Source organism: Oxalobacteraceae bacterium OTU3CAMAD1, assembly GCA_024123915.1.
Lineage (GTDB): Bacteria > Pseudomonadota > Gammaproteobacteria > Burkholderiales > Burkholderiaceae_D > Rugamonas.
Genome location: CP099650.1, coordinates 1,924,595 through 1,945,842, shown reverse-complemented (window position 1 = coordinate 1,945,842; position 21,248 = coordinate 1,924,595). Strand labels below are relative to the sequence as shown.

25 protein-coding genes are annotated in these 21,248 nt (G+C 60.6%); 7 read left to right on the top strand and 18 right to left on the bottom strand.

Annotation, left to right across the window (positions count from 1 at the left end; translation table 11 throughout):
- The 6 genes from cysT to NHH88_08250 all read right to left on the bottom strand — a co-directional run bounded on the left by cysT (window position 1) and on the right by NHH88_08250 (window position 4,596).
- The gene (gene cysT, locus NHH88_08275) at window positions 1-873 is read right to left on the bottom strand and encodes a sulfate ABC transporter permease subunit CysT (GenBank protein ID USX15761.1); all 873 of its coding nucleotides are present in this window, start codon (window positions 871-873) and stop codon (window positions 1-3) included.
- Between the two features lie 113 nt (window positions 874-986).
- Window positions 987-1,760 (bottom strand): sulfite exporter TauE/SafE family protein, encoded by a 774-nt coding sequence (locus NHH88_08270; protein ID USX15760.1) that lies wholly within the window; start codon window positions 1,758-1,760, stop codon window positions 987-989.
- Window positions 1,761-1,851: 91 nt separating this feature from the next.
- A complete protein-coding gene (locus NHH88_08265) occupies window positions 1,852-2,490 on the bottom strand; it encodes a peroxiredoxin (GenBank protein ID USX15759.1) in 639 nt (212 codons plus the stop codon).
- Between the two features lie 39 nt (window positions 2,491-2,529).
- The gene (locus tag NHH88_08260; GenBank protein ID USX15758.1) at window positions 2,530-3,108 is read right to left on the bottom strand and encodes an alpha/beta hydrolase; all 579 of its coding nucleotides are present in this window, start codon (window positions 3,106-3,108) and stop codon (window positions 2,530-2,532) included.
- A gap of 5 nt (window positions 3,109-3,113) precedes the next feature.
- Window positions 3,114-4,115 (bottom strand): sulfate ABC transporter substrate-binding protein, encoded by a 1,002-nt coding sequence (locus NHH88_08255; GenBank protein ID USX15757.1) that lies wholly within the window; start codon window positions 4,113-4,115, stop codon window positions 3,114-3,116.
- A 97-nt stretch (window positions 4,116-4,212) separates the two neighbouring features.
- Entirely contained in the window at window positions 4,213-4,596 is a 384-nt protein-coding gene (locus tag NHH88_08250) for a diacylglycerol kinase (GenBank protein ID USX17296.1), read from the bottom strand.
- Between the two features lie 104 nt (window positions 4,597-4,700).
- On the opposite strand from NHH88_08250, the gene NHH88_08245 reads away from it, so the two are divergent.
- Window positions 4,701-5,480: an IclR family transcriptional regulator gene (locus NHH88_08245; GenBank protein ID USX15756.1), complete on the top strand. Its 780-nt coding sequence runs from the start codon at window positions 4,701-4,703 to the stop codon at window positions 5,478-5,480.
- Here the strand turns inward: NHH88_08245 and pbpG are convergent.
- The 3 genes from pbpG to NHH88_08230 form a co-directional block, all read right to left on the bottom strand.
- The gene (pbpG, locus tag NHH88_08240; protein USX15755.1) at window positions 5,462-6,538 is read right to left on the bottom strand and encodes a D-alanyl-D-alanine endopeptidase; all 1,077 of its coding nucleotides are present in this window, start codon (window positions 6,536-6,538) and stop codon (window positions 5,462-5,464) included. The two genes, NHH88_08245 and pbpG, sit on opposite strands and share 19 nt — an antisense overlap.
- A gap of 145 nt (window positions 6,539-6,683) precedes the next feature.
- A complete protein-coding gene (locus NHH88_08235) occupies window positions 6,684-7,385 on the bottom strand; it encodes a nitroreductase (GenBank protein ID USX15754.1) in 702 nt (233 codons plus the stop codon).
- 9 nt (window positions 7,386-7,394) lie between these two features.
- A complete protein-coding gene (locus NHH88_08230; protein USX15753.1) occupies window positions 7,395-8,330 on the bottom strand; it encodes a DMT family transporter in 936 nt (311 codons plus the stop codon).
- Between the two features lie 349 nt (window positions 8,331-8,679).
- On the opposite strand from NHH88_08230, the gene NHH88_08225 reads away from it, so the two are divergent.
- Window positions 8,680-9,240, top strand: a complete 561-nt coding sequence (locus tag NHH88_08225) for a phasin family protein (protein ID USX15752.1) — start codon at window positions 8,680-8,682, stop codon at window positions 9,238-9,240.
- Between the two features lie 231 nt (window positions 9,241-9,471).
- Here NHH88_08225 and NHH88_08220 read toward each other — a convergent pair whose 3' ends face one another.
- From NHH88_08220 to NHH88_08195, 6 genes are all read right to left on the bottom strand, one after another.
- A complete protein-coding gene (locus tag NHH88_08220; protein ID USX15751.1) occupies window positions 9,472-10,194 on the bottom strand; it encodes an ABC transporter ATP-binding protein in 723 nt (240 codons plus the stop codon).
- On the bottom strand, window positions 10,194-10,964 hold the full coding sequence (locus tag NHH88_08215) for an ABC transporter ATP-binding protein (protein ID USX15750.1): 771 nt from the start codon (window positions 10,962-10,964) through the stop codon (window positions 10,194-10,196). The genes NHH88_08220 and NHH88_08215 overlap by 1 nt, the downstream gene beginning before the upstream one ends.
- A gap of 11 nt (window positions 10,965-10,975) precedes the next feature.
- A complete protein-coding gene (locus NHH88_08210) occupies window positions 10,976-12,193 on the bottom strand; it encodes an ABC transporter ATP-binding protein (GenBank protein ID USX15749.1) in 1,218 nt (405 codons plus the stop codon).
- 12 nt (window positions 12,194-12,205) lie between these two features.
- Window positions 12,206-13,135, bottom strand: a complete 930-nt coding sequence (locus NHH88_08205; protein ID USX15748.1) for a branched-chain amino acid ABC transporter permease — start codon at window positions 13,133-13,135, stop codon at window positions 12,206-12,208.
- Window positions 13,136-13,416: 281 nt separating this feature from the next.
- Window positions 13,417-14,379, bottom strand: coding sequence for a 4-hydroxy-3-methylbut-2-enyl diphosphate reductase (gene ispH, locus NHH88_08200; GenBank protein USX15747.1), 963 nt, complete (start codon window positions 14,377-14,379; stop codon window positions 13,417-13,419).
- Window positions 14,380-14,386: 7 nt separating this feature from the next.
- Window positions 14,387-14,839, bottom strand: coding sequence for an FKBP-type peptidyl-prolyl cis-trans isomerase (locus NHH88_08195; protein USX15746.1), 453 nt, complete (start codon window positions 14,837-14,839; stop codon window positions 14,387-14,389).
- 148 nt (window positions 14,840-14,987) lie between these two features.
- On the opposite strand from NHH88_08195, the gene NHH88_08190 reads away from it, so the two are divergent.
- The 5 genes from NHH88_08190 to rpmG all read left to right on the top strand — a co-directional run bounded on the left by NHH88_08190 (window position 14,988) and on the right by rpmG (window position 16,906).
- Entirely contained in the window at window positions 14,988-15,293 is a 306-nt protein-coding gene (locus NHH88_08190) for a type II toxin-antitoxin system prevent-host-death family antitoxin (protein ID USX15745.1), read from the top strand.
- Entirely contained in the window at window positions 15,268-15,543 is a 276-nt protein-coding gene (locus NHH88_08185) for a type II toxin-antitoxin system RelE/ParE family toxin (GenBank protein ID USX15744.1), read from the top strand. The genes NHH88_08190 and NHH88_08185 overlap by 26 nt, the downstream gene beginning before the upstream one ends.
- An 89-nt stretch (window positions 15,544-15,632) precedes the next feature.
- The gene (radC, locus tag NHH88_08180; GenBank protein USX15743.1) at window positions 15,633-16,307 is read left to right on the top strand and encodes a DNA repair protein RadC; all 675 of its coding nucleotides are present in this window, start codon (window positions 15,633-15,635) and stop codon (window positions 16,305-16,307) included.
- Window positions 16,308-16,489: 182 nt separating this feature from the next.
- A complete protein-coding gene (gene rpmB / locus NHH88_08175) occupies window positions 16,490-16,726 on the top strand; it encodes a 50S ribosomal protein L28 (GenBank protein ID USX15742.1) in 237 nt (78 codons plus the stop codon).
- Between the two features lie 12 nt (window positions 16,727-16,738).
- On the top strand, window positions 16,739-16,906 hold the full coding sequence (gene rpmG / locus NHH88_08170) for a 50S ribosomal protein L33 (protein USX15741.1): 168 nt from the start codon (window positions 16,739-16,741) through the stop codon (window positions 16,904-16,906).
- A 211-nt stretch (window positions 16,907-17,117) separates the two neighbouring features.
- Here rpmG and NHH88_08165 read toward each other — a convergent pair whose 3' ends face one another.
- The 3 genes from NHH88_08165 to NHH88_08155 all read right to left on the bottom strand — a co-directional run bounded on the left by NHH88_08165 (window position 17,118) and on the right by NHH88_08155 (window position 21,246).
- The gene (locus NHH88_08165) at window positions 17,118-18,320 is read right to left on the bottom strand and encodes a fatty acid desaturase (GenBank protein ID USX15740.1); all 1,203 of its coding nucleotides are present in this window, start codon (window positions 18,318-18,320) and stop codon (window positions 17,118-17,120) included.
- A 112-nt stretch (window positions 18,321-18,432) separates the two neighbouring features.
- Entirely contained in the window at window positions 18,433-19,812 is a 1,380-nt protein-coding gene (locus tag NHH88_08160) for a mechanosensitive ion channel (protein ID USX15739.1), read from the bottom strand.
- A 123-nt stretch (window positions 19,813-19,935) separates the two neighbouring features.
- The gene (locus NHH88_08155) at window positions 19,936-21,246 is read right to left on the bottom strand and encodes an RsmB/NOP family class I SAM-dependent RNA methyltransferase (protein USX15738.1); all 1,311 of its coding nucleotides are present in this window, start codon (window positions 21,244-21,246) and stop codon (window positions 19,936-19,938) included.
- Between the last annotated feature and the right edge of the window lie 2 nt (window positions 21,247-21,248).

The window sequence follows — 21,248 nt, the reverse complement described above, 5'->3', positions numbered from 1 at the left end:
TTATTTACCCGACTTTCCGCGAGCCCAGGCTTGCAACAGGTTGATGGTCAGCAGCATGATGAACGACACCACCAGCATCACCACCGCGATCGCGGTGGCGCCGGCGTAGTCGTACTGCTCGAGTTTGGTGATGATGAACAGCGGCGTGATCTCGGAAATCATCGGCATGTTGCCGGCGATGAAAATTACCGAGCCGAATTCGCCGGTGGCGCGGGCGAAGGCCAGCGCGAAGCCCGTCATCAACGACGGCATGATGGTCGGGAACACCACGCGGGTGAAGGTCTGGAAAGCGTTGGCGCCCAGGCTGGCGGCGGCCTCCTCCAGTTCGCGTTCGGCGTCCTCCAGCACCGGCTGCACCGTGCGCACCACGAACGGCAAGCCGATGAAGGTCAGCGCGACGACCACGCCGAGCGGCGTGAACGCCACCTTGATGCCCAGCACGCCTTCGATGAACTGGCCGAACCAGCCGTTGGCCGAATACAGCGCCGTCAAGGTGATGCCGGCGACAGCGGTCGGCAGCGCGAACGGCAGGTCGACCAGGGCGTCGATGATGCGCTTGCCGGGAAACTCGTAGCGCACCAGCACCCAGGCGACGATGCCGCCGAAAATCACATTAATAAATGCGCCGATCAGCGAAGCGCCAAAGGTCAGCCGGTACGAGGCCATCACGCGATCGGAGGTGACGGCGGCCCAGAAGCCCTCCCATGTCATCGTGAACGTCTTGAGGAAGACGGCCGATAACGGGATCAGCACGATCAGGGTCAGGTAGAAAATCGTGAATCCCAGCGATAGCCGGAAGCCCGGCATCACGCGGAATGGCGCACCCCTGGCGGCCACGGGGGCCGTGGCGGGCGCTGCGAGAACTGCAGACATGGACTTGCTCCCTTATTACAAATTCTTCTATAAGGGCTGCATAATCTCATCTGTGCGTCATATTACAAACGAAGCATTTTTCATTTAGTTAGACGATTCCGCTATATAGCTACTCACATTATGAGTTTGGCGGCGACCGCTACCAAAATGAAAGCCAGCAGGCCGCGCAGCAGCCGCTCCGGCACCGATTTGGCGAAGTAGGAGCCGATGGTAATGCCCGGCAGCGAGCCCACCAGCAATGTCAGCAGCAGCATCCAGTTGATCGAGCCCAGCCACCAGTGGCCGACGGCGGCGATGGCCGTCAGCGGCACGGCGTAGGCGATGTCGGTACCGGCCACTTCGGCCGGAGTCAGCTTCGGATACAGCATCACCAGCACGGTCGCGCCGACGGCGCCGGCGCCGATCGACGAAATGGTGACCAGGGTGCCGAGCACGGCGCCGGCAAAAATGGTCGCGCTGGTCAGTTTGGCGCCCTGCAACTGGCGCTCCGGACGGGCGTTGATCCACGCCAGCATCTTGCGGCGGAACAGCAACGCGCAGACAGTCAGCATCACCGAGCCGGCGATGGAATAGCGGATGATCTGGCCCAGTTCCGGGCTGAGGGTGCCGAAGTACTTGAGGCCGAGGCTGGCGACCACGGCGGCCGGCAAGGCGCCGATGCACAGGCGCCGCACGATGTCCCAGTGGACCGTGCCGCGCAGGCGGTGGGTGAAGGTGCCGACGCCCTTGGTGAGGGAGGCGAAGGCCAGGTCGGTGCCGACGGCGACGGCCGGCGAGACGCCGAACAGCAAGGTCAGCAGCGGCGTCATCAGCGATCCGCCGCCGACACCGGTCATGCCCACCAATAAGCCTACCGCGAAACCTGAAATGACAAACGATACATCCATGCAATTCCCCAAGAGTAGGCAGCAGGGTACCTACTCTAGGGAAATTTCCAAACAACGCAATCCTTATTTGCTTATGCGCTTTTTATTCCGATCACTTGTTTGGCTGAGGCGTGACGCGCAGGTAAGGTTTAGCGGCGGTAAAGCCTTTCGGGTACTTTTGCTTCAGCACTTCCGGGTCTTGCACGGTCAGCGGAATGATGACGTCGTCGCCATCTTTCCAGTTGCCCGGCGTGGCCACGGTGTAGGCGTCGGTCAGTTGCAGGGCGTCGATGACGCGCAGCACTTCGTCGAAGTTGCGGCCGGTGCTCATCGGATAGGTCAGGCTCAGGCGGACCTTTTTGTTCGGATCGATGACGAACAGGGTGCGCACGGTGGCCGTGGTCGAGGCGTTCGGGTGGATCATGTCGTACAGGGCGGCGACCTTGCGGTCTTCGTCGGCGATGATCGGGAAGCCGACCACGGTGTCCTGGGTCGATTCGATGTCGGCGATCCAGCCCTTGTGCGATTCGGCCGGGTCGACCGACAGCGCGATCGCCTTGACATTGCGCTTGTCGAATTCCGGTTTCAGCTTGGCGGTCAGGCCCAGCTCGGTGGTGCAGACGGGCGTGAAGTCGGCCGGATGGGAGAACAGCACCACCCAGGAATCGCCAGCCCACTCGTGGAACTTCAGCTTGCCGATGGAGGAGTCTTGTTCAAAATCGGGGGCGGTATCGCCGAGTCGCAGTGTCATGGTGGTCTCCAGAGGTTAGCAGGTTGAATGGCAAGGGCGTCAATGCGCCGCGAGGGCTCCATTCTGCACCTTATCTATTAAAAAATACAAGATTTCCAGTCCTTCGGGCCAATCGCCCAGGCCGGACTCGGCATTGATATGCCCCAGCGGTCCGCCGTTGACGAATTGGCTGTGCCAGCGGTCGGCCCACAAGGCCGCGCGAGGCGCCGCCATCCACGGGTCATCGGTGCTGCCGATCACGATCGACGGGACCGGCAACGCCTGCTTGGGCAGTTGATCGGCGACATTGAACTTGTCCGGATCGGCCGGCGCCACCAGCAGCAGGCCGGCCACGCCGGACGGATCGCGCGCCACGCTGTGCACGCTCGCCAGGCTGCCGAAGCTGTGCGCGACGATCAGTGTTGGACGCGGGTCGTCAGGCTTGGTTCGGCGCAGCTGGTCGACTCGGGCCGACCAGCGCGCCAGATCCGGCGCCTCCCAATCGTCCTGCTCGACTCGCTCGAAAGCGGGAAACAGGCGCTGCCAGCGGCTTTGCCAGTGATCCGGTCCGCTGTTGTGCAAGCCCGGCGCGATCAGGACACGGAAACCACGGAAATCCGCTGTGATGGGGCCGGACATGGTGCTTACTTCGGCTGGTAGATCTGGTCGAACACGCCACCGTCGGCGAAGTGGGTCTTCTGCGCCTTGGACCAGTCGCCGGCGATGTCGGCGATCGTGAACAGTTTGACGGCCGGGAATTGGGCGGCGTATTTCTTCGCCTCTTTCTCGACGGCAGGACGGTAGTAGTTCTTGGCGATGATTTCCTGCGCCGCATCCGTGTAGAGGAAGTTCAGGTAAGCCTCGGCCACCTTGCGGGTGCCGCGCTTGTCGACCACCTTGTCGACCACGGCCACCGGCGGCTCGGCCAGGATCGAGACCGATGGGGCGACGATGTCGAACTTGCTCGGTCCCAGTTCCTTGATGGCCAGCAGCGCCTCGTTTTCCCACGCGATCAGCACGTCGCCGATGCCGCGCTCGACGAAGGTGGTGGTGGCGCCGCGCGCGCCGGAATCGAGCACCGGCACGTTCTTATACAGTTTGCCGAGGAATTCCTTGGCGCTCGCTTCGGTGCCGCCCGGCTGGCGCAGTGCGTAGCCGTAAGCGGCCAGGTGGTTCCAGCGGGCGCCGCCGGAGGTTTTCGGATTCGGGGTGATGACGGCCACGCCAGGCTTAACCAGATCGTTCCAGTCCTTGATGCCCTTCGGGTTGCCCTTGCGGACCAGGAACACGATGGTCGAGGTGTACGGGGTGCTGTTGTGCGGCAGTTTCTTCTGCCAGTCCGGGGCCAGGATCTTGCGTTCGGCGATGGCGTCGATGTCGTAGGCCAGCGCCAGCGAGACCACGTCCGCTTCCAGGCCGTCGATGACGGCGCGGCCCTGCTTGCCGGAACCGCCGTGCGATTGCTTGATCTTGACGGTATCGCCGGTCTTGGCTTTCCAGTCCTTGGCGAAGGCGGCGTTAACGTCCTGGTACAGCTCGCGCGTCGGGTCGTACGATACGTTAAGCAAAGAAATTTCGGCTGCAATGACGGATGAAGCGGCCGTAGCGGCAAAAATGGCTGCGGCGATGATTTTTTTGGACAGCATTTGATTCCCCTAGTTATGTTAGACCAAAGAGTAATGCTGCCCCTTATAAATGAGAACTAAGCTTTTATCAGTTCTATATGCAGTAAACGCATAAGGACTAGTAGAAGCGGTTGAACAGCACCACAGCCCACGTTGCCGCCGCCAGCAGGCAAGCCAACAGCACGGCAGCGCTGCCGAAGTCTTTGGCATTTTTGGACAGCGGGTGGCGTTCCAGCGAAATCCGGTCAACCACCGCCTCGATCGCCGAGTTAATCAGTTCGACGATCAGGATCAGTACCAGCACCGCGATCAGCACCAGCTTCTCGAACGCCGACACCTTCAGCACCAGCGCGACAAGCGTCCCGGCGACGAACAGACCCAGCTCCTGACGGAACGCGTGCTCATGCTTCCAGGCGGCCTTCAAGCCGTCGATCGAGTAGAAAAAGGCCGAAAAGATCCGTTTCAGGCCGCTTTTGCTTTTGAATTCGCTGACAGGTTCCATGAACGATAAGACGAGATAAAGATGACGCATTATGCATCAATTCCCATTTTTTTCACATTATGGTATAACGTAGTTACCGAATACTGCACCGCACCAACCACATCATGAAAATCGAAACCGTTCCTGAGCAAAAGACCACTATTCAGGTGATCGAACGCATGGTGGCGTTACTAGACGCTCTCGCCAAATACCCCGATCCCGTCAGCCTGAAGGAATTGTCCAAGGTTTCCGGGCTACACCCCTCCACCGCGCACCGCATCCTCAACGACATGGTGCTCACGCGCTTTGTCGACCGCATCGAACCGGGCACCTATCGCCTGGGCATGCGGCTGCTGGAACTGGGCAACGTGGTCAAGAGCCGGCTGTCGGTGCGCGAGGCGGCGCTGGATTTCATGCGTGCATTGCACAAGAAGACCCAGCAGACCATCAACCTGTCGGTGCGCCAGGGCGACGAGATCGTCTATATCGACCGCGCCTTCTCGGAACGCTCGGGCATGCAGGTGGTGCGCGCGATCGGCGGACGCGGTCCGCTGCACCTGACCTCGACCGGCAAGCTGTTCCTGTCGGTGGACGAGCCGAAAGCCATCCGCGCCTACGCCACGCGCACCGGGCTTGCCGGGCACAACAAGAATTCGATCACGGATTTGTCCAAGCTCGAGCGCGAGCTCAGCTTGGTGAAGTCACGCGGCTATGCGCGCGATAACGAGGAATTGGAGCTGGGGGTGCGTTGCATGGCCGCCGGCATTCACGACGACAGCGGCAAGCTGATTGCCGGGCTGTCGATCTCGGCGCCGGCCGACCGTCTGCAGGAAGACTGGCTGGAAGATCTGGTCACGACCGCCAACCAGATCTCCGCCACGCTCGGTTACATGCCGGTCGAATAAACCGGCGAGCTGGTGTTGGTGGTCAGCGCCGCGGGCTTGAGCGCCTGCAGCCAGGTGCGCATGCGGCCAGCATCGGCGGTACGCGACTGCTTGCCCTTGGAATCGAGGAACACCATGATCACGGAACGGCCTTCGATGACGGCTTGCATCAGCAGGCAGCGACCGGCTTCGTTGATGAACCCGGTCTTTTGCAGGCCGATCGCCCAGTCGGGGCTGGCCACCAGGTGATTGGTGGTGCCGAACTGCATCGGACGGCCGTTGGCTTCGACGATGGCTTTGGAATCGGTGGAGAACTGGCGCAGCATCGGATGCTGATAAGCCGCCATCGCCAGCTTGGCCAGGTCACGCGCGCTGGCAACATTCATTTTCGACAAGCCGCTGGAATCGACATAATGCGTGTCGGTCATGCCCAGTTCGCGGGCCTTGGCGTTCATCGCCTCGACAAACGCTGGCTTGCCACCCGGGTAGTTGCGGCCGAGGGCCGAAGCGGCGCGGTTTTCCGAACTCATCAGGGCGATATGCAACATGTTGGCGCGGGTCAGCTGGGCGCCGACGCGCAGGCGCGAGCTGCTGAATTTTTCGCGGTCGACATCGGCGTCGGTCACGGTCAGCACTTCGTCCATGTCCTGGTTGGCTTCCACCACAACCAGGCCGGTCATCATCTTGGTGATCGAAGCGATCGGCAAGGCGACGTTGGAATTCTTTTCAAACAATACTTCGGAATTGGCCTGGTCCAGCACCAGCGCCACGTTGGACTTGAGGTCCAGCGGATCGTGCGTCGAGTTCAACCCGGCCAGGTCGCCCATGGTCGGCATGGCCGGCGCGGCGGTAATCATGCGCTGGTAGACCACCTTGCGGCGGCCGTTGACCTTGGTCACGCGCTTGATCATGCGGTCGCCGGAATCCACTGCGGCGAGGCGCACGGTCTGGCGGGCCTTGGCCTTTTTAACCACGGCTTTTTTCGGCGCGGCGGTGTTGGCGGTCGCAGCCTGGGCGGCAGTCATGCCGGCGGATGCAAACATCAGCGAAATGAGCGCACTTAACGCTAGTTTATACATTCGTATCCCCAAAAGAAGAAAAGCCGGATTTCACAATCGACTGTTGCAGTGTAGCAAAATGGTGAGGGAGCGCAAGCTAAATTATCCCTCGCAGCATCTTTGGTTGCGGATCTGCAATACGCATTTAACTACCCTTTTATGCAAGCTAGTCCATAACGACAAATTTAACAAATTCTTCGACGCGCATGCGCTCGGTGATCAAAGAATTTTCGATTTTTGTCGTGTCGGCGTAACCGAGGGCCATGCCGCACACCACGGTCTCGTTTTCAGGGATGTTCAGGACAGAACCGATGACCCGATGATACTGCGTAAAAGCGGCTTGCGGACAAGTATCTAGTCCACGCCCGCGCGCAGCGACCATCACGCTCTGCAAGAACATCCCGTAGTCGAGCCAGGAACCCTGCTCCATGATGCGGTCGATCGTAAAGATCAGCCCCACCGGTGCGCCGAAGAACTCGTAATTGCGGCCATGCTGGGCCGCCATGCCGGCCTTGTTGTCACGGGTAAGCCCGAGCAAGGCATACAAATCCCAGCCGACCTTGCGGCGGCGGTCGATATACGGCGAGACCCATTCCTTTGGGTAATACGCATACTCCTCTGTGTGCAGCTTCGCTTGCTCCGGATCGTTATGTATGGCCAGAATCGCCGAAGACAACTCCCGCTTGCGCTCGCCTTCCAGCACATACACTTTCCACGGCTGGGTGTTGGTGCCGGACGGCGCCCTGCCCGCCACCTGAAGGATCTGCAATATGTCCTCGCGCGCCACGGCTTGTGGCGTATAGGCGCGGATCGAGCGGCGCGACGTGATCGCGGCATCCACCGCCTGCTGTTCGGGAGTAGAAATCATGTGTCCTCGCTATTTGGGTTTGCTCTTGCTGACCACGAAAAACACCCCGGTGACCGCCAGCGCCATGCCCGCCACGCCGAGGAGATTGAACACTTCGCCGAACATCAACCAGGCCATCACGGCCGTGGTGGGCGGCGTCAGATACATCAAACTGGTGACCTGGGTGGCGTCGCTGCGCCGTATCAGCGCGAACAGCAGGAAGATGGCGCCGATCGACAAGCCCAAAACCGACCACAGCAGCGCGCCGATAAACTCGGACGTCCACTGCACCGCAGCAAACGCCGGCGTCCAGCCTTCGAATATGATAGCCAACGGCAACACTACAACAGTCGACGCGGCGAACTGGATCACGGTGCCGGTGCGCAAGTCGAACTGCGGGCAATGGCGTTTCTGATACATGGTGCCCACCGTGATCGACACCAGCGCCAGCACGCACAGCGCAATCGCCTCGACCGACAATCCGGTCAGCTTGATCTTGGCGGCCACCACCAAGGCGACGCCGCCGATACCGAACAGCAGCCCGAGCCATTGACGGGGCAGCACCTTCTCGCCGATCAGCGGCGCGGCGAAGGCGGTCAGGATGGGCTGCATGCCGACGATCAAAGCCGACAAGCCGGCCGGCATGCCCAGCTTGATGGCGCACCAGACCCCGATCAGGTAACCGGCCTGCACCAGTACCCCGGCCAGCCCGACCTGCCAGATCTTGCCGCGCGGCCAAGGGGCGCGCAGCAGCAGGACGATCGGCACCAGTAGCACCAGCACGCCGACAAAACGCATCAACAGGAAGGTCAGCGGCGGCGCATACGGCAGTCCAAACTTCGCCACGATGAAGCCGCTGCTCCATAAGAGTACAAAAAACAACGGCATCGGCGACAGAAAAGTCGCGTGCGCGGCGGTCGCGGGAGGCTGTTTTGCGGCTGAAACGGCGGTCGGGGTATCGGGCATGAAAACTGACTAGCTGACTGAAAGGAAACCGGAGGCCGGAAAACGGCACCGATTCAGGGTCCGCCGAGTCTATCACGGCGGGCGTTTGCGCATCGGCCGGGGCTCCACAGCAAGCAGCCACGCCATGTCTTGGTGTGCACCGCAATAAGTTTTAGCTGGGAAATGCTTCCTCAAAACGATGTTTCATGCCTTGATGCAACGCACAAAAAATCGCTTGACTTAATTTCCCAACGCCGTAAAATCGTCTTTGTTGCGTTGCACAATTTGATCGGTTTGAAACATGGATGTTCTGTTTCTCGCCGAGTAGAACGGCAGTATCCAATTAATGACTATTTTCCTGGAGAGTTAAATGTTTTCAATCCCTGAGCAATTTTCCAATGCGACCAAAGCCAACTTTGAAGCGCAGTTCGCTATCTTTTCGGCCCTGACCAACAAGGCCTTCGAAGGCGTGGAGAAGTTTGTCGACCTGAACCTGACCGCCGCCAAGGCGTCGCTGGAAGAGTCGTCGATCACCACCAAGCAGCTGTTGTCGGCAAAAGATCCGCAAGAATTCTTCTCGCTGGCATCCGCTCAGGCCCAGCCGACCGCTGAAAAAACCATCGCTTACGGTCGTCACCTGGCGAACATCGCCCAGAGCACCAGCGCCGAGTTCAGCAAAGCCGCTGAAACCCAAATCGCCGAAACCAACCGCAAAGTCATCTCGCTGGTGGAAGAAGTGAGCAAGAACGCCCCGGCCGGCAGCGAAAACGCCGTCGCCCTGTTCAAATCGGCCATTGGCAACGCCAACGCCGGCTACGAGCAGTTCAGCAAAACCGCCAAGCAAGCTGCCGAGTCGATCGAAAGCAACGTTGCCCAGGCCGTGAACCAGTTCTCCGCAGCCGCCGCCAAGGTCGCTCCGGCACGCAAGTAATCAGCAATAGTGGCCGGCGCCCAGGCGCCGGTGCCCGTTCTGCGGTCTCCTCGGCATCCGTGGTTTCCTCCTGACGGATGTCCTTAAAAGCCTCGGCCCGTGCCGGGGCTTTTTTTTGCCTGTGCGCCGGCAAACCCGCACTGCCTACCGGGGACTCGGCGTCCCCGTCGTACTCCTTGGGGTACGACCCCTAAGTGGTAACGCACGCGTATCGCTAAACGGTTGCCGGGTTTATTCGCCGAGGTACGCGGCTTTGACGCGCGGATCGTCCAGCATGTCGCGGGCGTTGCCGGTCATGGTGATGTTGCCCGAATCCATGACGTAGCCACGGTGCGCCGCCTGCAGCGCCAGCTTGGCGTTCTGTTCGACCAGCAAAACGGTGATGCCTTCTTTCGAGACGTTGCGGATCACTTCGAAAATCTTCTCGACCATGATCGGCGACAGCCCCATCGACGGCTCGTCCAGCAGCAGCAGGTTCGGATGCGACATCAGCGCGCGCGCCATCGCCAGCATCTGCTGTTCGCCGCCCGACAGGGTGCCGGCCATCTGCGCCGCCCGCTCCTTCAGGCGCGGGAACACGTCGAACCACTTGGCGATGTCGGCCTCGATGCCGGCCTTGTCGTTGCGGGTGAACGCGCCCATCATCAGGTTTTCCTGGATCGACATGCGGGTGAACACGCCGCGCCCTTCCGGCACCATCGCCAGTTTTTTCTGCACCAGATGGAAGGACTTGCTGCCTTTCAGCGACTCACCTTCATAGCTGATCGTGCCTTCGACTTTACAAGCCGGCAAGGTTCCCGTGATGGCTTTCAGGGTCGTGGTCTTGCCCGCGCCGTTGGCGCCGATCAGCGCGACCAGCTCGCCCTTGTTCACTTCCAGGTCGATACCCTTGACGGCCTTGATGCCGCCGTACGCGACTTTCAGTCCCGATACCTTCAGAACATTTTCGCTCATTAGTGCGATCCTCCCAGATAGGCTTCGATGACCGCCTGATTGCTCTGTATTTCCGCCGGCAGACCCTCGGCGATCGGCTTGCCGTATTCCAGCACCATCAGCCGGTCGCACAGGCCCATCATCATTTTGACGTCGTGCTCGATCAGCAACACGGTCTTGCCCTCGTTCTTGATCTTGACCAGCAACTCGCGCAGCGCCAGTTTCTCGGTGGCGTTCATGCCGGCGGCCGGTTCGTCCAGCGCCAGCAGTTGCGGATCGGTGGCCAGCGCGCGGGCGATTTCCAGACGGCGCTGGTCGCCGTACGACAGGAAGCGCGAGGTGCGGTTGGCGAACTGGCCGATGCCGACGAAGTCCAGCAACTCCTGCGCGCGCTTGCGGATGCTCGCCTCCTCCTCGCGCGCCGCCTTGTGGCGGAACACGGCGCCGAACACGCCCTGGTGCGAGCGCACGTGGCGCCCGACCATGACGTTTTCCAGCGCGGTCATCTCGCCGAACAGGCGGATGTTCTGAAAGGTGCGGGCGATGCCCGCCTTGGCAACCTCATGCGGCGCGGACGGCGAGTACGGCTTGCCGGCCAGCTCGAAGGTGCCGGTGTCCGGCTGGTACAGGCCGGTGATAACGTTGAAGAACGTGGTCTTGCCGGCGCCGTTGGGGCCGATCAGGCCGTAGATCTGGCCCTTCAGGATCTTGATGCCGACATCGGTCAGCGCCTGCAGGCCGCCGAAGCGCTTGTTGACGCCGGCGATGTTGAGAATTACTTGTTCGCTCATGTCTGCTTTCCTCAGGCCGCCACAGTGCCGGACGATTGATCTTTGGTATCCGAATCGCTGTCGGGACGGTCTTCATGCTTGGGCGCTGGCCACAGGCCGGCCGGACGGTTGAGCATGATCAGCACCATGGCCAGGCCGTATAGCAGCTGGCGCAGCACTTCGGCCTCGATCAGGATGTGGCCGAACAGCTTTTGCTGCAACGGTTCCACGACGTGGCGCAACACTTCCGGCAAGGCCGCCAGCAGCACGCCGCCCATGATCACGCCGGGGATATGGCCGATACCGCCCAGCACCACCATTGCCAGCACGGCGATCGACTCGGTCAGCGAGAACGATTCCGGCGACACGAAGCCCTGGAACGACGCGAACAGCGCGCCGGCGATGCCGCCGAACGACGCGCCCATCGTGAACGCCAACAGCTTGACGTTGCGGGTGTTGATGCCCATCGCCTTGGCAGCGATCTCGTCCTCGCGGATCGCGACCCAGGCGCGGCCCAGGCGCGAGTGCTGCAAGCGCGACGTGACGAACACGATGGCGATGCACAGGAACAAAAACAGGAAGTAGTAGGCGTTCACGGAAGGCATGGAGAAGCCGCCGAAGACGACGGTTGCGCGCGAACCGGCCTCCCCCGCCAGATTGACGCCGAACACCCGGATCGGATCGATCAGGTTGATACCCTGCGGACCGTTGGTGAAGTTGATCGGCTCGTTCAGGTTGTTCATGAAGATGCGGATGATCTCGCCGAAGCCCAGGGTCACGATGGCCAGGTAGTCGCCGCGCAGCTTGAGGGTCGGGGCGCCGAGCAGCGCGCCGAACAGGCCGGCCGTGGCGGCCGCCAGCGGCACGATCACCCACACCGACAGGTGGATGCCGTTTTGCTGGATCTCCGGTCCGAAGAGGGAGACCAGCGACTCGCCCAGCACCGGATACTGGTTGATGACCGATTCGAGCAGCGCCGCGAATTGCGGCGAGGCCAGCAGGCCGGTCATGTAGGCGCCCACCGCGTAGAACGCGATGTAGCCCAGATCGAGCAGGCCGGCGAAGCCGACCACGATGTTCAGGCCCAGCGCCAGCATGATGTACAGCAGCGCCATGTCGATGATGCGGACCCACGAATTGCCGAACTGCGCGGCAAAGAACGGGAAGATCAGCAAGCCGATGAAGACCACAGCCATGCTGCTGTAGGCCTTGCGTGGATTGCGGGAAACGTCGAAATTGAGAATAGCCATGATGTCCCCCTGTTACGCTCGGTCGGCGACGCGCTCGCCCATGATGCCGGACGGACGCACCGTCAGCACAAGGATCAGCACGACGAAAGCGAAAATGTCCTGATAGTGGCTGCCGAGGAAGCCGCCGGTCAGGTCGCCGATGTAGCCGGCGCCCAGGCTCTCGATAATGCCGAGCACGATACCGCCGATCATCGCGCCGTAGATATTGCCAATGCCGCCCAGCACCGCCGCCGAGAAGGCCTTCAGGCCCGGCACGAAGCCCATCGCGAACTGGATCGAGGCGTAGTTGGCGCCCCACATCACGCCGGCCACGGCGGCCAGCGCCGCGCCGAGCGCGAAGGTGGCGACGATGACCTTGTTCGAGTCGACGCCCATCAGGCCGGCGACCCGGGGATTTTCCGCCGTGGCGCGCATGGCGCGGCCCATCTTGGTTTTTTCCACCAGCAGCACCAGCCCGGTCATCGACACGGCGGCCAGCACCAGCAGCAGGATCTGCGTCTGCGAGATGAGCGCGCCACCGACCACCACCGGCTCGGACGACAGCAACTGCGGGAACGGCAGCGGGTTGCGGGTCCAGATCATCATGGCGAAGGTTTGCAGCAGGATGGACACGCCGATCGCCGTGATCAGGGGCGCCAGGCGCGGCGCGTTGCGCAGGCGGCGGTAGGCGACGCGTTCGATCAGGATGTTGACGATGATACAAACCGGAATGGCGCCGCCGATGGCGATGGCCAGCTTGACGTAGCCGGGCAGGTCCGGCGCGTACTCGTTGAGGTATTTCAGGATGGTCAGGCCGGTCATGGCGCCGACCATCAGTACGTCGCCGTGGGCGAAGTTAATGAGGTTGAGCACGCCGTACACCATGGTGTACCCCAGCGCGACCAGGGCGTACATGCTGCCCAGCACCAGTCCATTTATGATTTGTTGGATAAAAGTATCCATTAAGAGCCTTTAAATTGGTGTTGCACAGACGGTCCAAGTAACAAAAACGGCACCCGGGGGCTAGATGTCCCCGTAGTGCCGCGGTTGACTACACGATAATCATGCAAGTTTCATGCCTGAACGACATGAAACCCTGCGAACTGGCTGGGTGTCGCTGGCCCGCTTAAGGGCCTAATCGACAAGTTTTTGCGAGCGAGGCAATGATAGCGAGATTCCCGAAAAACTAACTGCGGAATAACGTCAAAAGTGCTGAATTAAGTTTTGCACGCCTCGCCGCTTGCTCAGACCGGGCCGCCGACCGGAGCCGCTTTCTGGCCGTCCAGGCCCTTCGGCAGCGGAAAGGTCACCGCTTCCTGCACGCCGTCGAGCGGGCGAACGCTGCGCACGCCGCACTCTTTCAGACGGTCGATGACGGCCTGCACCAGCACCTCGGGCGCCGAAGCGCCGGCGGTCACGCCCACCCGCAGCTTGCCCTCCAGCCAGGCCGGGTTGATCTGCGTGGCGTTGTCGACCATGTAGGCGGGCGTGCCCATCTTCTCGGCCACTTCGCGCAGGCGGTTGGAATTGGAGCTGTTCGGGCTGCCGACAACGATCACCAGTTCCACCTGCGGCGCCATGAACTTCACGGCCTCCTGGCGGTTGGTGGTGGCGTAGCAAATGTCGCCTTTTTTCGGCTCGATAATGGCCGGGAACTTGCGTTTGAGCGCCTCGATGATCTCGGCGGTGTCGTCAACCGACAACGTTGTCTGGGAGACATAGGCCAGATGCTCCGGCTTCTTCACCTCCAGACGCTCGACGTCGGCCACGGTTTCCACCAGATACATGCCCTCTTCGGTCTGGCCCATCGTACCCTCGACCTCGGGGTGGCCGTCGTGGCCGATCATGATGATTTCGCAGCCTTGCTTGCGCATCTTGGCCACTTCCACGTGCACCTTGGTCACCAGCGGACAGGTCGCGTCGAAGATGCTCAGGCCGCGCGATTCCGCCTCGGCGCGCACCGCCTTGGACACCCCATGGGCCGAAAACACCAGGGTATTACCGGCAGGCACATCGTCCAGGTCCTCGATGAAGATCGCGCCCTTGTTGCGCAAGTCTTCCACCACATAGGCGTTGTGGACGATTTCGTGGCGCACATAGATCGGCGCGCCGAACTGCAGCAGCGCGCGCTCGACGATCTCGATCGCGCGGTCGACGCCGGCGCAAAAGCCGCGCGGCTGGGCCAACAGGAGTTCTTTATCGCTCATCAGTGCCTCACAGAACGGAAATTAGGTTGACTTCGAACTTCAGCGGCTGGCCGGCCAGCGGATGATTGAAGTCGAATAAGCAGGTGTCGTCGCCCAGCTCGCGCAGGATGCCGGCGAAGCGGCCGCCGCCCGGCGCGGCGAAATCGACCAGGTCGCCCACTTTGTAGTCGGCGCCGGGTACGGAATTCTCGTCCAGGGTCGCGCGCGTCACTTCGCGCACCAGTTCCGGGTTGCGCGGGCCGAAGCCGACACCGGGTTCCAGCTCGAACGTCTTGTGCGTGCCTTCGGGCAGGCCGATCAGCAACTCCTCGAGCACCGGCGCCAGCTGGCCCTGGCCCAGCATCAGGGTCGCGGGATTTCCACTGAAGGTAGTGACGATATCAGTACCGTCCAGGGAGGCGAGACGATAATGCAGGGTGAGATAAGCCGATTTGGTGACGACAGGTTGCGCGTTAGACATGACTGGGGTTCGGTGAGCTAGCAAAGGCTATATTGTAAGCCACCTTGCCCCTCGCGCCCGCCGCCTGTGATGATTTGGGATCAATTGACTGCGCGGCGCATGGGTGTATATTGATTTGGCCCGTAGCGCATGATTTTTAGGAATGGATATGACTACCGCAGCGACCCTCAAGATATACAACGCCAAGGATGCGGAGACCCAGTTCGGGGAAGTGCTGAATGAGGCGTCACGCAAGCCTGTTGGCATTACCAAGCAAGGTCGGGTTGCCGCTTACATCCTCTCACGGCGCGATTTCGACGCCATGGTGTCCCGCATTCAAGAACTGGAAGATCAACTATGGTTGGCAAAAGCTGACTTGGCTCGCGAGGAAGGGTTCGTCGGGTCCGAACGGGTAAAAGCTATTCTTGGCGCTCTAGGGGACAGCAAAAATGAGGAAGCTGGCTCTAACTCATAGCGCCGAGAAGTTTTGGTCCGGGCTTGACCCCAAACTCTACAAGCAGATTGGCCGTGCGGTGCTTGGACTTTTGCGCAATCCCGAGCCCCATGATAGCTCGCTCCTCAAAGGCGGGAAAAATCGCGAGCGAAGGGTCGATTCCGGGGAGTACCGCATTGTGTACGCAGTGACCAACGACACGATCGAAGTGCTGGTAATTGGCAAACGCAACGACTCGGACGTCTACAAGCAATGGGAAAGAATCAAGTGACCGGCGCTTAAATCGTCCTTCATCAGACTCCCATCAGTATTTCAATTTGCGTTTTGACCACAATGGGTACTTCTGCTCGGAGGATATCCATGACGATCAATGACTGGCCGGCAGAACGCCGTCCGCGCGAACGACTGATCCGCGAAGGCGCGAGCGCGCTGTCGGATGCGGAATTACTGGCGGTGTTCCTGCGCATCGGTGTCCCGGGACGGGACGCGGTACAACTCGCCCAGCACATGGTGCACCATTTTGGATCACTGCAACGACTCTTCAGCGCCAGCCTGAAAGAGTTCTCTGCGATCCACGGCCTCGGACCGGCAAAGTTCGCCCAACTGCAGGCGGTGATGGAACTGGCGCGGCGCGCGATGCTGGAGGAAGTGCGATCAGGAGCCATGTTGGGTTCGCCGCGCGCGGTGAAGGAATATCTGCTGCTCCTGTTCAGCGGTAAATCCTTTGAATCGTTTCATGTGCTGTTCCTGGATGTTAAAAATCGTCTGATCGACAGCAAGGAATTGTTTCGCGGCACATTGACCCACACCAGCGTCTACCCGCGCGAGGTGGTCAAGGAGGCGTTGGCGCGCAATGCCGCCAGCGTCATGCTCGCGCACAACCATCCGTCCGGCACGCCCGATCCCAGCGAATCCGATTTGCTGCTGACGCGGGCATTAATGCAGGCGCTGGCCCTGGTCGATATCCGCATCCTCGACCATTTTGTGGTGGCCGGCCATCAGGTGCATTCGTTTGCCGAGCATGGACAGATGTAAATTTCGGCTTGGCGCGAAGGGTTTTTCATAGGAGAAGTTGCAAAATACCTCAGGAAGTCACAATTGTTAAATTTTTTGATATTATCAAGACACAATTGTTTTTCACAAGTCATTGAAAAAGCTGAGTTTTTTGGATATACTCTCGTTTTTCCAATTGTGGAATGTCTTTTAAGGAGTGCGTTATGGCACGTGTTTGCCAAGTTACTGGGAAGAAGCCGATGGTCGGCAACAATGTTTCCCACGCAAACAACAAAACCAAACGTCGTTTCCTGCCTAACCTGCAGAACCGTCGTATTTTTGTTGAATCTGAAAACCGCTGGGTTTCCCTGCGTCTGTCCAACGCTGGTCTGCGCGTCATCGACAAGGTCGGCATCGATGCCGTCCTGACCGACATGCGCGCCCGTGGCGAAAAAGTCTAATTAGGAGCTACCATGGCAAAAACTGGCCGCGACAAAATCAAACTGGAATCGACCGCAGGCACGGGTTTCTTCTACACCACCACCAAGAACAAGCGCACCACGCCTGCTAAAATGGAGATCATGAAGTTCGATCCTAAAGCACGCAAGCACGTCATGTTCAAAGAAACCAAGATCAAGTAATCGATCTTCGCTTCCGAAAAAACCGCCCAGCGCAAGCCCGGCGGTTTTTTTACGTCCCTTAGACGTTGACTTCAACCCGTACGGCGGCATGCAGGGGTCGGACCCGGCTGGGTCCGACCCCGCCCGGCCTTGCGGGTTAGGCAAACGCTCAATCGACAGGCGTAAAAAAACCCAGGGCACGGCCGGGGTTCATTGTGCGACAGCGGTCAAATCAAGCGTAGCTGCGCAGGCGGAACGAGAATTCTTGCAGCGACTTGATGCCCGACGCTTCGGCGCGGTTGCACCAGTCTTGCAGCTTGTGCAGCAGCTGGTCGCGCGTGAAGTGCGACCGTTCCCAGATCACGCCCAGTTCCACGCGCATGTTGTGCATGGTTTCCAGCGCCTTGCTGTGCTGGAACAATTCAACCAGTTGCTGCTGCTGCGGCGCTTCCAGCTTGCCCGGCTCGCGCTGCAACAACTTGCGCGACGACTTCAGGAAGCGCGACTCCAGCTCGGCCTTGGTTTTCAGGTGCTCGACCTCTTCGTGCCAGGCGGCCTTGATCGATTTGGCGTACTTGGCCATCACGTCGTAACGGTTGGCGATGACCGATTGCAGGGTGTCGAAGTCGGCTTCCACCTTGCCTTTGGCAAACTTCGGCTCCGGCGCGAGTTTCTTGACCTTGGCCAGGCCCATGATTTCCAGCGCGCGGATGTACGCCCAGCCGATGTCGAACTCGTACCACTTCGACGACAGCTTGGCCGACGTCGCGAACGTGTGGTGATTGTTGTGCAATTCCTCGCCGCCGATCAGGATGCCGAACGGGATGATGTTGGTGGCCGCGTCGGAGCAGTCGTAATTGCGGTAGCCCCAGTAGTGGCCGATGCCGTTGATGATGCCGGCTGCCGTCACCGGTATCCACATCATCTGCACGGCCCACACGGAAATACCGATGACGCCGAACAGCGCGAAGTTAATGAACAGCAGCGCCACCACACCCGCCCAGCTGTAGCGGGTGTACACATTGCGCTCCATCCAGTCGGTCGGCGTGCCATGGCCATACTTTTCCATGGTTTCCATGTTCTTCGATTCGGCGCGATACAGTTCGGCGCCTTCCCAGAACACTTTCTTGATGCCACGAGTGACCGGGCTGTGCGGATCTTCCTCGGTGTCGCATTTGGCATGGTGCTTGCGGTGGATCGCCGCCCATTCCTTGGTGACCTGGCCGGTCGTCAGCCACAGCCAGAAACGGAAGAAGTGGCTTGGGATCGCGTGCAGCTCGAGCGCGCGGTGCGCCTGGTGACGGTGCAGATAGATGGTAACGCTGGCAATGGTGATGTGCGTAACGGCCAGGGTGTAGAAAAACACTTCCCAGGCGCTAAATCGGGTGACCCCGTTAGACAGAAAATCCAAGACCGCATTTAAACTAAAGCTCATTAATACTCCAAAGTGGGCGTGTCACGCATCGCGGTGGCTCCGCAAATATTGCGTTTTCGACAGGCGCAGGAAGTCCATTAGTCGTGCTAACAACCTGCAATTGTACGCTGAATCAAAGCTGATTTGAGGAAGGATTTCCAGCGGTCACAGGGTTTTCCTTTGGCACGGTCGTGCTTTCCTGGCCGCCCAATACCGGCGGCAACGCCCCCAGGATACGCATTTCCCTCTGCGGGAACGGCACGGCAATGTCGTGTTCCTTTAATGCGCGCCAGATCGCACGGTTGACGTCGGATGTAACGCCGCCACGACCGTTTTCCGGGTCGTCGATCCAGAAACCGACTTGCAATTCGAGACCATCTGCGCCGAAATTGAGCAAGGTGGCCGACGGCAGGCGCTCCTTGTTGACCCGCTCGACGCTCAGCGCGGCGTCCTCCAGCAGCTTGAGCACCATGTCGACATCGGTATCGTAGGCCACCGATACCTTGGTGGAAATATTGACCAGGCTGCTGGACAGCGACGAATTCTGCACCGCGCCCGACACCAGCATTTCGTTCGGGATGATCGATTCCATGCCGTCCAGCGCCTGCAGCACCGTGTAGCGGGTGTTGATCTGGGTAACCTTGCCGCTGTAGCGGTCGACCGTGATCATGTCGCCGATGGTCAGGCTGCGGTCGAGCAGGATGATGAAACCGGACACGTAGTTGCTGGCGATCTTCTGCAAGCCCAGACCGAGGCCGACGCCCAGCGCGCCGCCGAACACCGACAGCACGGTCAGGTCGATACCAACCAGCGACAGGCTCACCAGCACGGCCGCCAGGATCAGCACGGCGCGCACCGTGCGCGACAACACAACACGCAGGCTGGTGTGCATACCCTGCAGGCGCATCAACCATTCCTCGAGCGCGGTGCCGGCCCACAGCGCCAGCATCAACATCACGATCACCGACACGATCGCTTGCAGCACGTCGGCGATCGACACCTTGTATTTACCCATCGGCAGGATGGTGTTGTCCATGTAGAGGAACACGTCATCCCACAGGCCGGTGATGTAGACCACAAACGCCAGCCACACCAGCAACTGGAAGATCTTCTCGAACGCCAGCATGGTCGGGCTGATCTCGCCCCGGCGCGCGAACACGCGGCGCAGCAGGTAGACGGTGAAGCGGATCACCGCCAGCGACCCGAAGATCGGTATCGCCACCTTCAGCAAGTTGTTGGGGTGCTTGTAAAACTCGAGCAGCGCGATGCGCGACAAGGTCAGCAGGCCGACGACCAGCATCGGCGGCACCACGCGCCCGACGCTCTCCACGCCAAAGCGCATGATGTCGTTGCGATTTTCATCGCGTCCCGTGTACTTGCGCAACAGCCGCGCCAAGGTCCATCCCAACGCCACCGACACGACGATCGCGGCGATCTGCCATAGCAGGGCCGGGTCGCGCAGGTCACCGGAAAGGTCTTCGATCAGATTGAAAAGCGGCTGTTGTTTGGGCATATATGTGCTGAGTGTGGCTGGAGGCCGTAGCGTAGCGTAAACGCGCGGCCCGGTCGTCTGGATGTTAAAAAAGACCGGGCAAGGTCGATCTCCCGGTCTTTCACTTATTACTGCAAACGAAGATTACTCTTCGTCGGCCGCTTCCTCTTCTTCCTTCACCGGCACCACTTTCTTCGGCATCGGCTTGCGTTCGAACACGGCGGCGAAGAAGCCGTCGGTCTGGTGCTTGTGCGGCAGCAGCTTGAGGTAGTCGCCCATTTCCAGGTCGATCTTTTGCTCGGCCAGCACTTTGCTCATCGGCACCAGTTCAAAGTCTGGATGGGTTTCCAGGAATTGCTTGGCGATGAAGTCGTTCTCGTCTTCCAGGAAGCTGCAGGTGGCGTACACCAGGCGGCCGCCGCCCTTGAGCAGGCGCGCCGCGCCGTCCAAAATCGCCGCCTGCTTGACCTGCAGTTCGCCGATCGCGCTCGGCTGCTGGCGCCATTTGACGTCCGGATTGCGGCGCAGGGTGCCCAGGCCCGAGCATGGCGCGTCGACCAGCACGCGGTCGATCTTGCCGGCCAGACGCTTAATCTTGGCGTCGCGCTCGTGCGCGATCTGCACCGGATGCACGTTCGACAGGCCGCTGCGCGCCAAGCGCGGCTTCAGCTTGGCCAAGCGCTTTTCGGACACGTCGAACGCGTACAGGCGGCCGGTGTTGCGCATCGTCGCGCCCAGCGCCAGGGTCTTGCCGCCGGCGCCGGCGCAGAAGTCCACCACCATCTCGCCGCGCTTGGCGCCGACGATGGCCGACAGGATCTGGCTACCCTCGTCCTGCACCTCGATATGGCCGCTCTTAAACAGCGGCAGGTTTTGCAGCGCGGGCTTTTGCAGCACGCGCAGGCCCAGCGGCGAATACGGCGTCGGCGTGCTGCGGATCGGCGCTTCGGCCAGGCCGGCGGCGACTTCCTCGCGCGTGCCCTTCATGGCGTTGACGCGCAGGTCCAGCGGCGCTGGCTGGTTCATGCCGTCGGCCAGCGCCAGCGTTTCCTCTTCGCCCATCTGCTCGACCAGCTTGTCGAACAACCACTTAGGCATGTTCGAGCGGCTCGACTTGTGCATCACCTTGCGGTCGATCAGCAGGATGCGCTCGACCCACGCGATCTCGTCTTCGGTCAGCCCGCCCATCGAATCGAGGCCGACGGCGTCGGCCATGCCCAGCAGGGTCAGGCGGCGCATCGTGGCGCCACCGCCGGCTTCGGAGAAATCGGTATAAAACGATTTGTTGCGCAGCACGTTGTAGATGCACTCGGCGATGCCGCCGCGTTCGCGGCCGCCCAGGCGCGGGTGGTCTTTAAAATAGCGCGACAACGTCGTGTCGGCGGGCGCGGCAAAGCGCAAAATCTCGCGCAACACTTCTTCGGCGTTGGCGAGTATCGCTGGTGGCAATCTCATGG

Excerpts from the sequence above, each read along its gene's own strand:
- cysT (USX15761.1), bottom strand. The coding sequence starts at position 873 with ATGTCTGCAGTTCTCGCAGCGCCCGCCACGGCCCCCGTGGCCGCCAGG.
- NHH88_08270 (USX15760.1), bottom strand. The coding sequence starts at position 1,760 with ATGGATGTATCGTTTGTCATTTCAGGTTTCGCGGTAGGCTTATTGGTG.
- NHH88_08265 (USX15759.1), bottom strand. The coding sequence starts at position 2,490 with ATGACACTGCGACTCGGCGATACCGCCCCCGATTTTGAACAAGACTCC.
- NHH88_08260 (USX15758.1), bottom strand. The coding sequence starts at position 3,108 with ATGTCCGGCCCCATCACAGCGGATTTCCGTGGTTTCCGTGTCCTGATC.
- NHH88_08255 (USX15757.1), bottom strand. The coding sequence starts at position 4,115 with ATGCTGTCCAAAAAAATCATCGCCGCAGCCATTTTTGCCGCTACGGCC.
- NHH88_08250 (USX17296.1), bottom strand. The coding sequence starts at position 4,596 with ATGGAACCTGTCAGCGAATTCAAAAGCAAAAGCGGCCTGAAACGGATC.
- NHH88_08245 (USX15756.1), top strand. The coding sequence starts at position 4,701 with ATGAAAATCGAAACCGTTCCTGAGCAAAAGACCACTATTCAGGTGATC.
- pbpG (USX15755.1), bottom strand. The coding sequence starts at position 6,538 with ATGTATAAACTAGCGTTAAGTGCGCTCATTTCGCTGATGTTTGCATCC.
- NHH88_08235 (USX15754.1), bottom strand. The coding sequence starts at position 7,385 with ATGATTTCTACTCCCGAACAGCAGGCGGTGGATGCCGCGATCACGTCG.
- NHH88_08230 (USX15753.1), bottom strand. The coding sequence starts at position 8,330 with ATGCCCGATACCCCGACCGCCGTTTCAGCCGCAAAACAGCCTCCCGCG.
- NHH88_08225 (USX15752.1), top strand. The coding sequence starts at position 8,680 with ATGTTTTCAATCCCTGAGCAATTTTCCAATGCGACCAAAGCCAACTTT.
- NHH88_08220 (USX15751.1), bottom strand. The coding sequence starts at position 10,194 with ATGAGCGAAAATGTTCTGAAGGTATCGGGACTGAAAGTCGCGTACGGC.
- NHH88_08215 (USX15750.1), bottom strand. The coding sequence starts at position 10,964 with ATGAGCGAACAAGTAATTCTCAACATCGCCGGCGTCAACAAGCGCTTC.
- NHH88_08210 (USX15749.1), bottom strand. The coding sequence starts at position 12,193 with ATGGCTATTCTCAATTTCGACGTTTCCCGCAATCCACGCAAGGCCTAC.
- NHH88_08205 (USX15748.1), bottom strand. The coding sequence starts at position 13,135 with ATGGATACTTTTATCCAACAAATCATAAATGGACTGGTGCTGGGCAGC.
- ispH (USX15747.1), bottom strand. The coding sequence starts at position 14,379 with ATGAGCGATAAAGAACTCCTGTTGGCCCAGCCGCGCGGCTTTTGCGCC.
- NHH88_08195 (USX15746.1), bottom strand. The coding sequence starts at position 14,839 with ATGTCTAACGCGCAACCTGTCGTCACCAAATCGGCTTATCTCACCCTG.
- NHH88_08190 (USX15745.1), top strand. The coding sequence starts at position 14,988 with ATGACTACCGCAGCGACCCTCAAGATATACAACGCCAAGGATGCGGAG.
- NHH88_08185 (USX15744.1), top strand. The coding sequence starts at position 15,268 with ATGAGGAAGCTGGCTCTAACTCATAGCGCCGAGAAGTTTTGGTCCGGG.
- radC (USX15743.1), top strand. The coding sequence starts at position 15,633 with ATGACGATCAATGACTGGCCGGCAGAACGCCGTCCGCGCGAACGACTG.
- rpmB (USX15742.1), top strand. The coding sequence starts at position 16,490 with ATGGCACGTGTTTGCCAAGTTACTGGGAAGAAGCCGATGGTCGGCAAC.
- rpmG (USX15741.1), top strand. The coding sequence starts at position 16,739 with ATGGCAAAAACTGGCCGCGACAAAATCAAACTGGAATCGACCGCAGGC.
- NHH88_08165 (USX15740.1), bottom strand. The coding sequence starts at position 18,320 with ATGAGCTTTAGTTTAAATGCGGTCTTGGATTTTCTGTCTAACGGGGTC.
- NHH88_08160 (USX15739.1), bottom strand. The coding sequence starts at position 19,812 with ATGCCCAAACAACAGCCGCTTTTCAATCTGATCGAAGACCTTTCCGGT.
- NHH88_08155 (USX15738.1), bottom strand. The coding sequence starts at position 21,246 with ATGAGATTGCCACCAGCGATACTCGCCAACGCCGAAGAAGTGTTGCGC.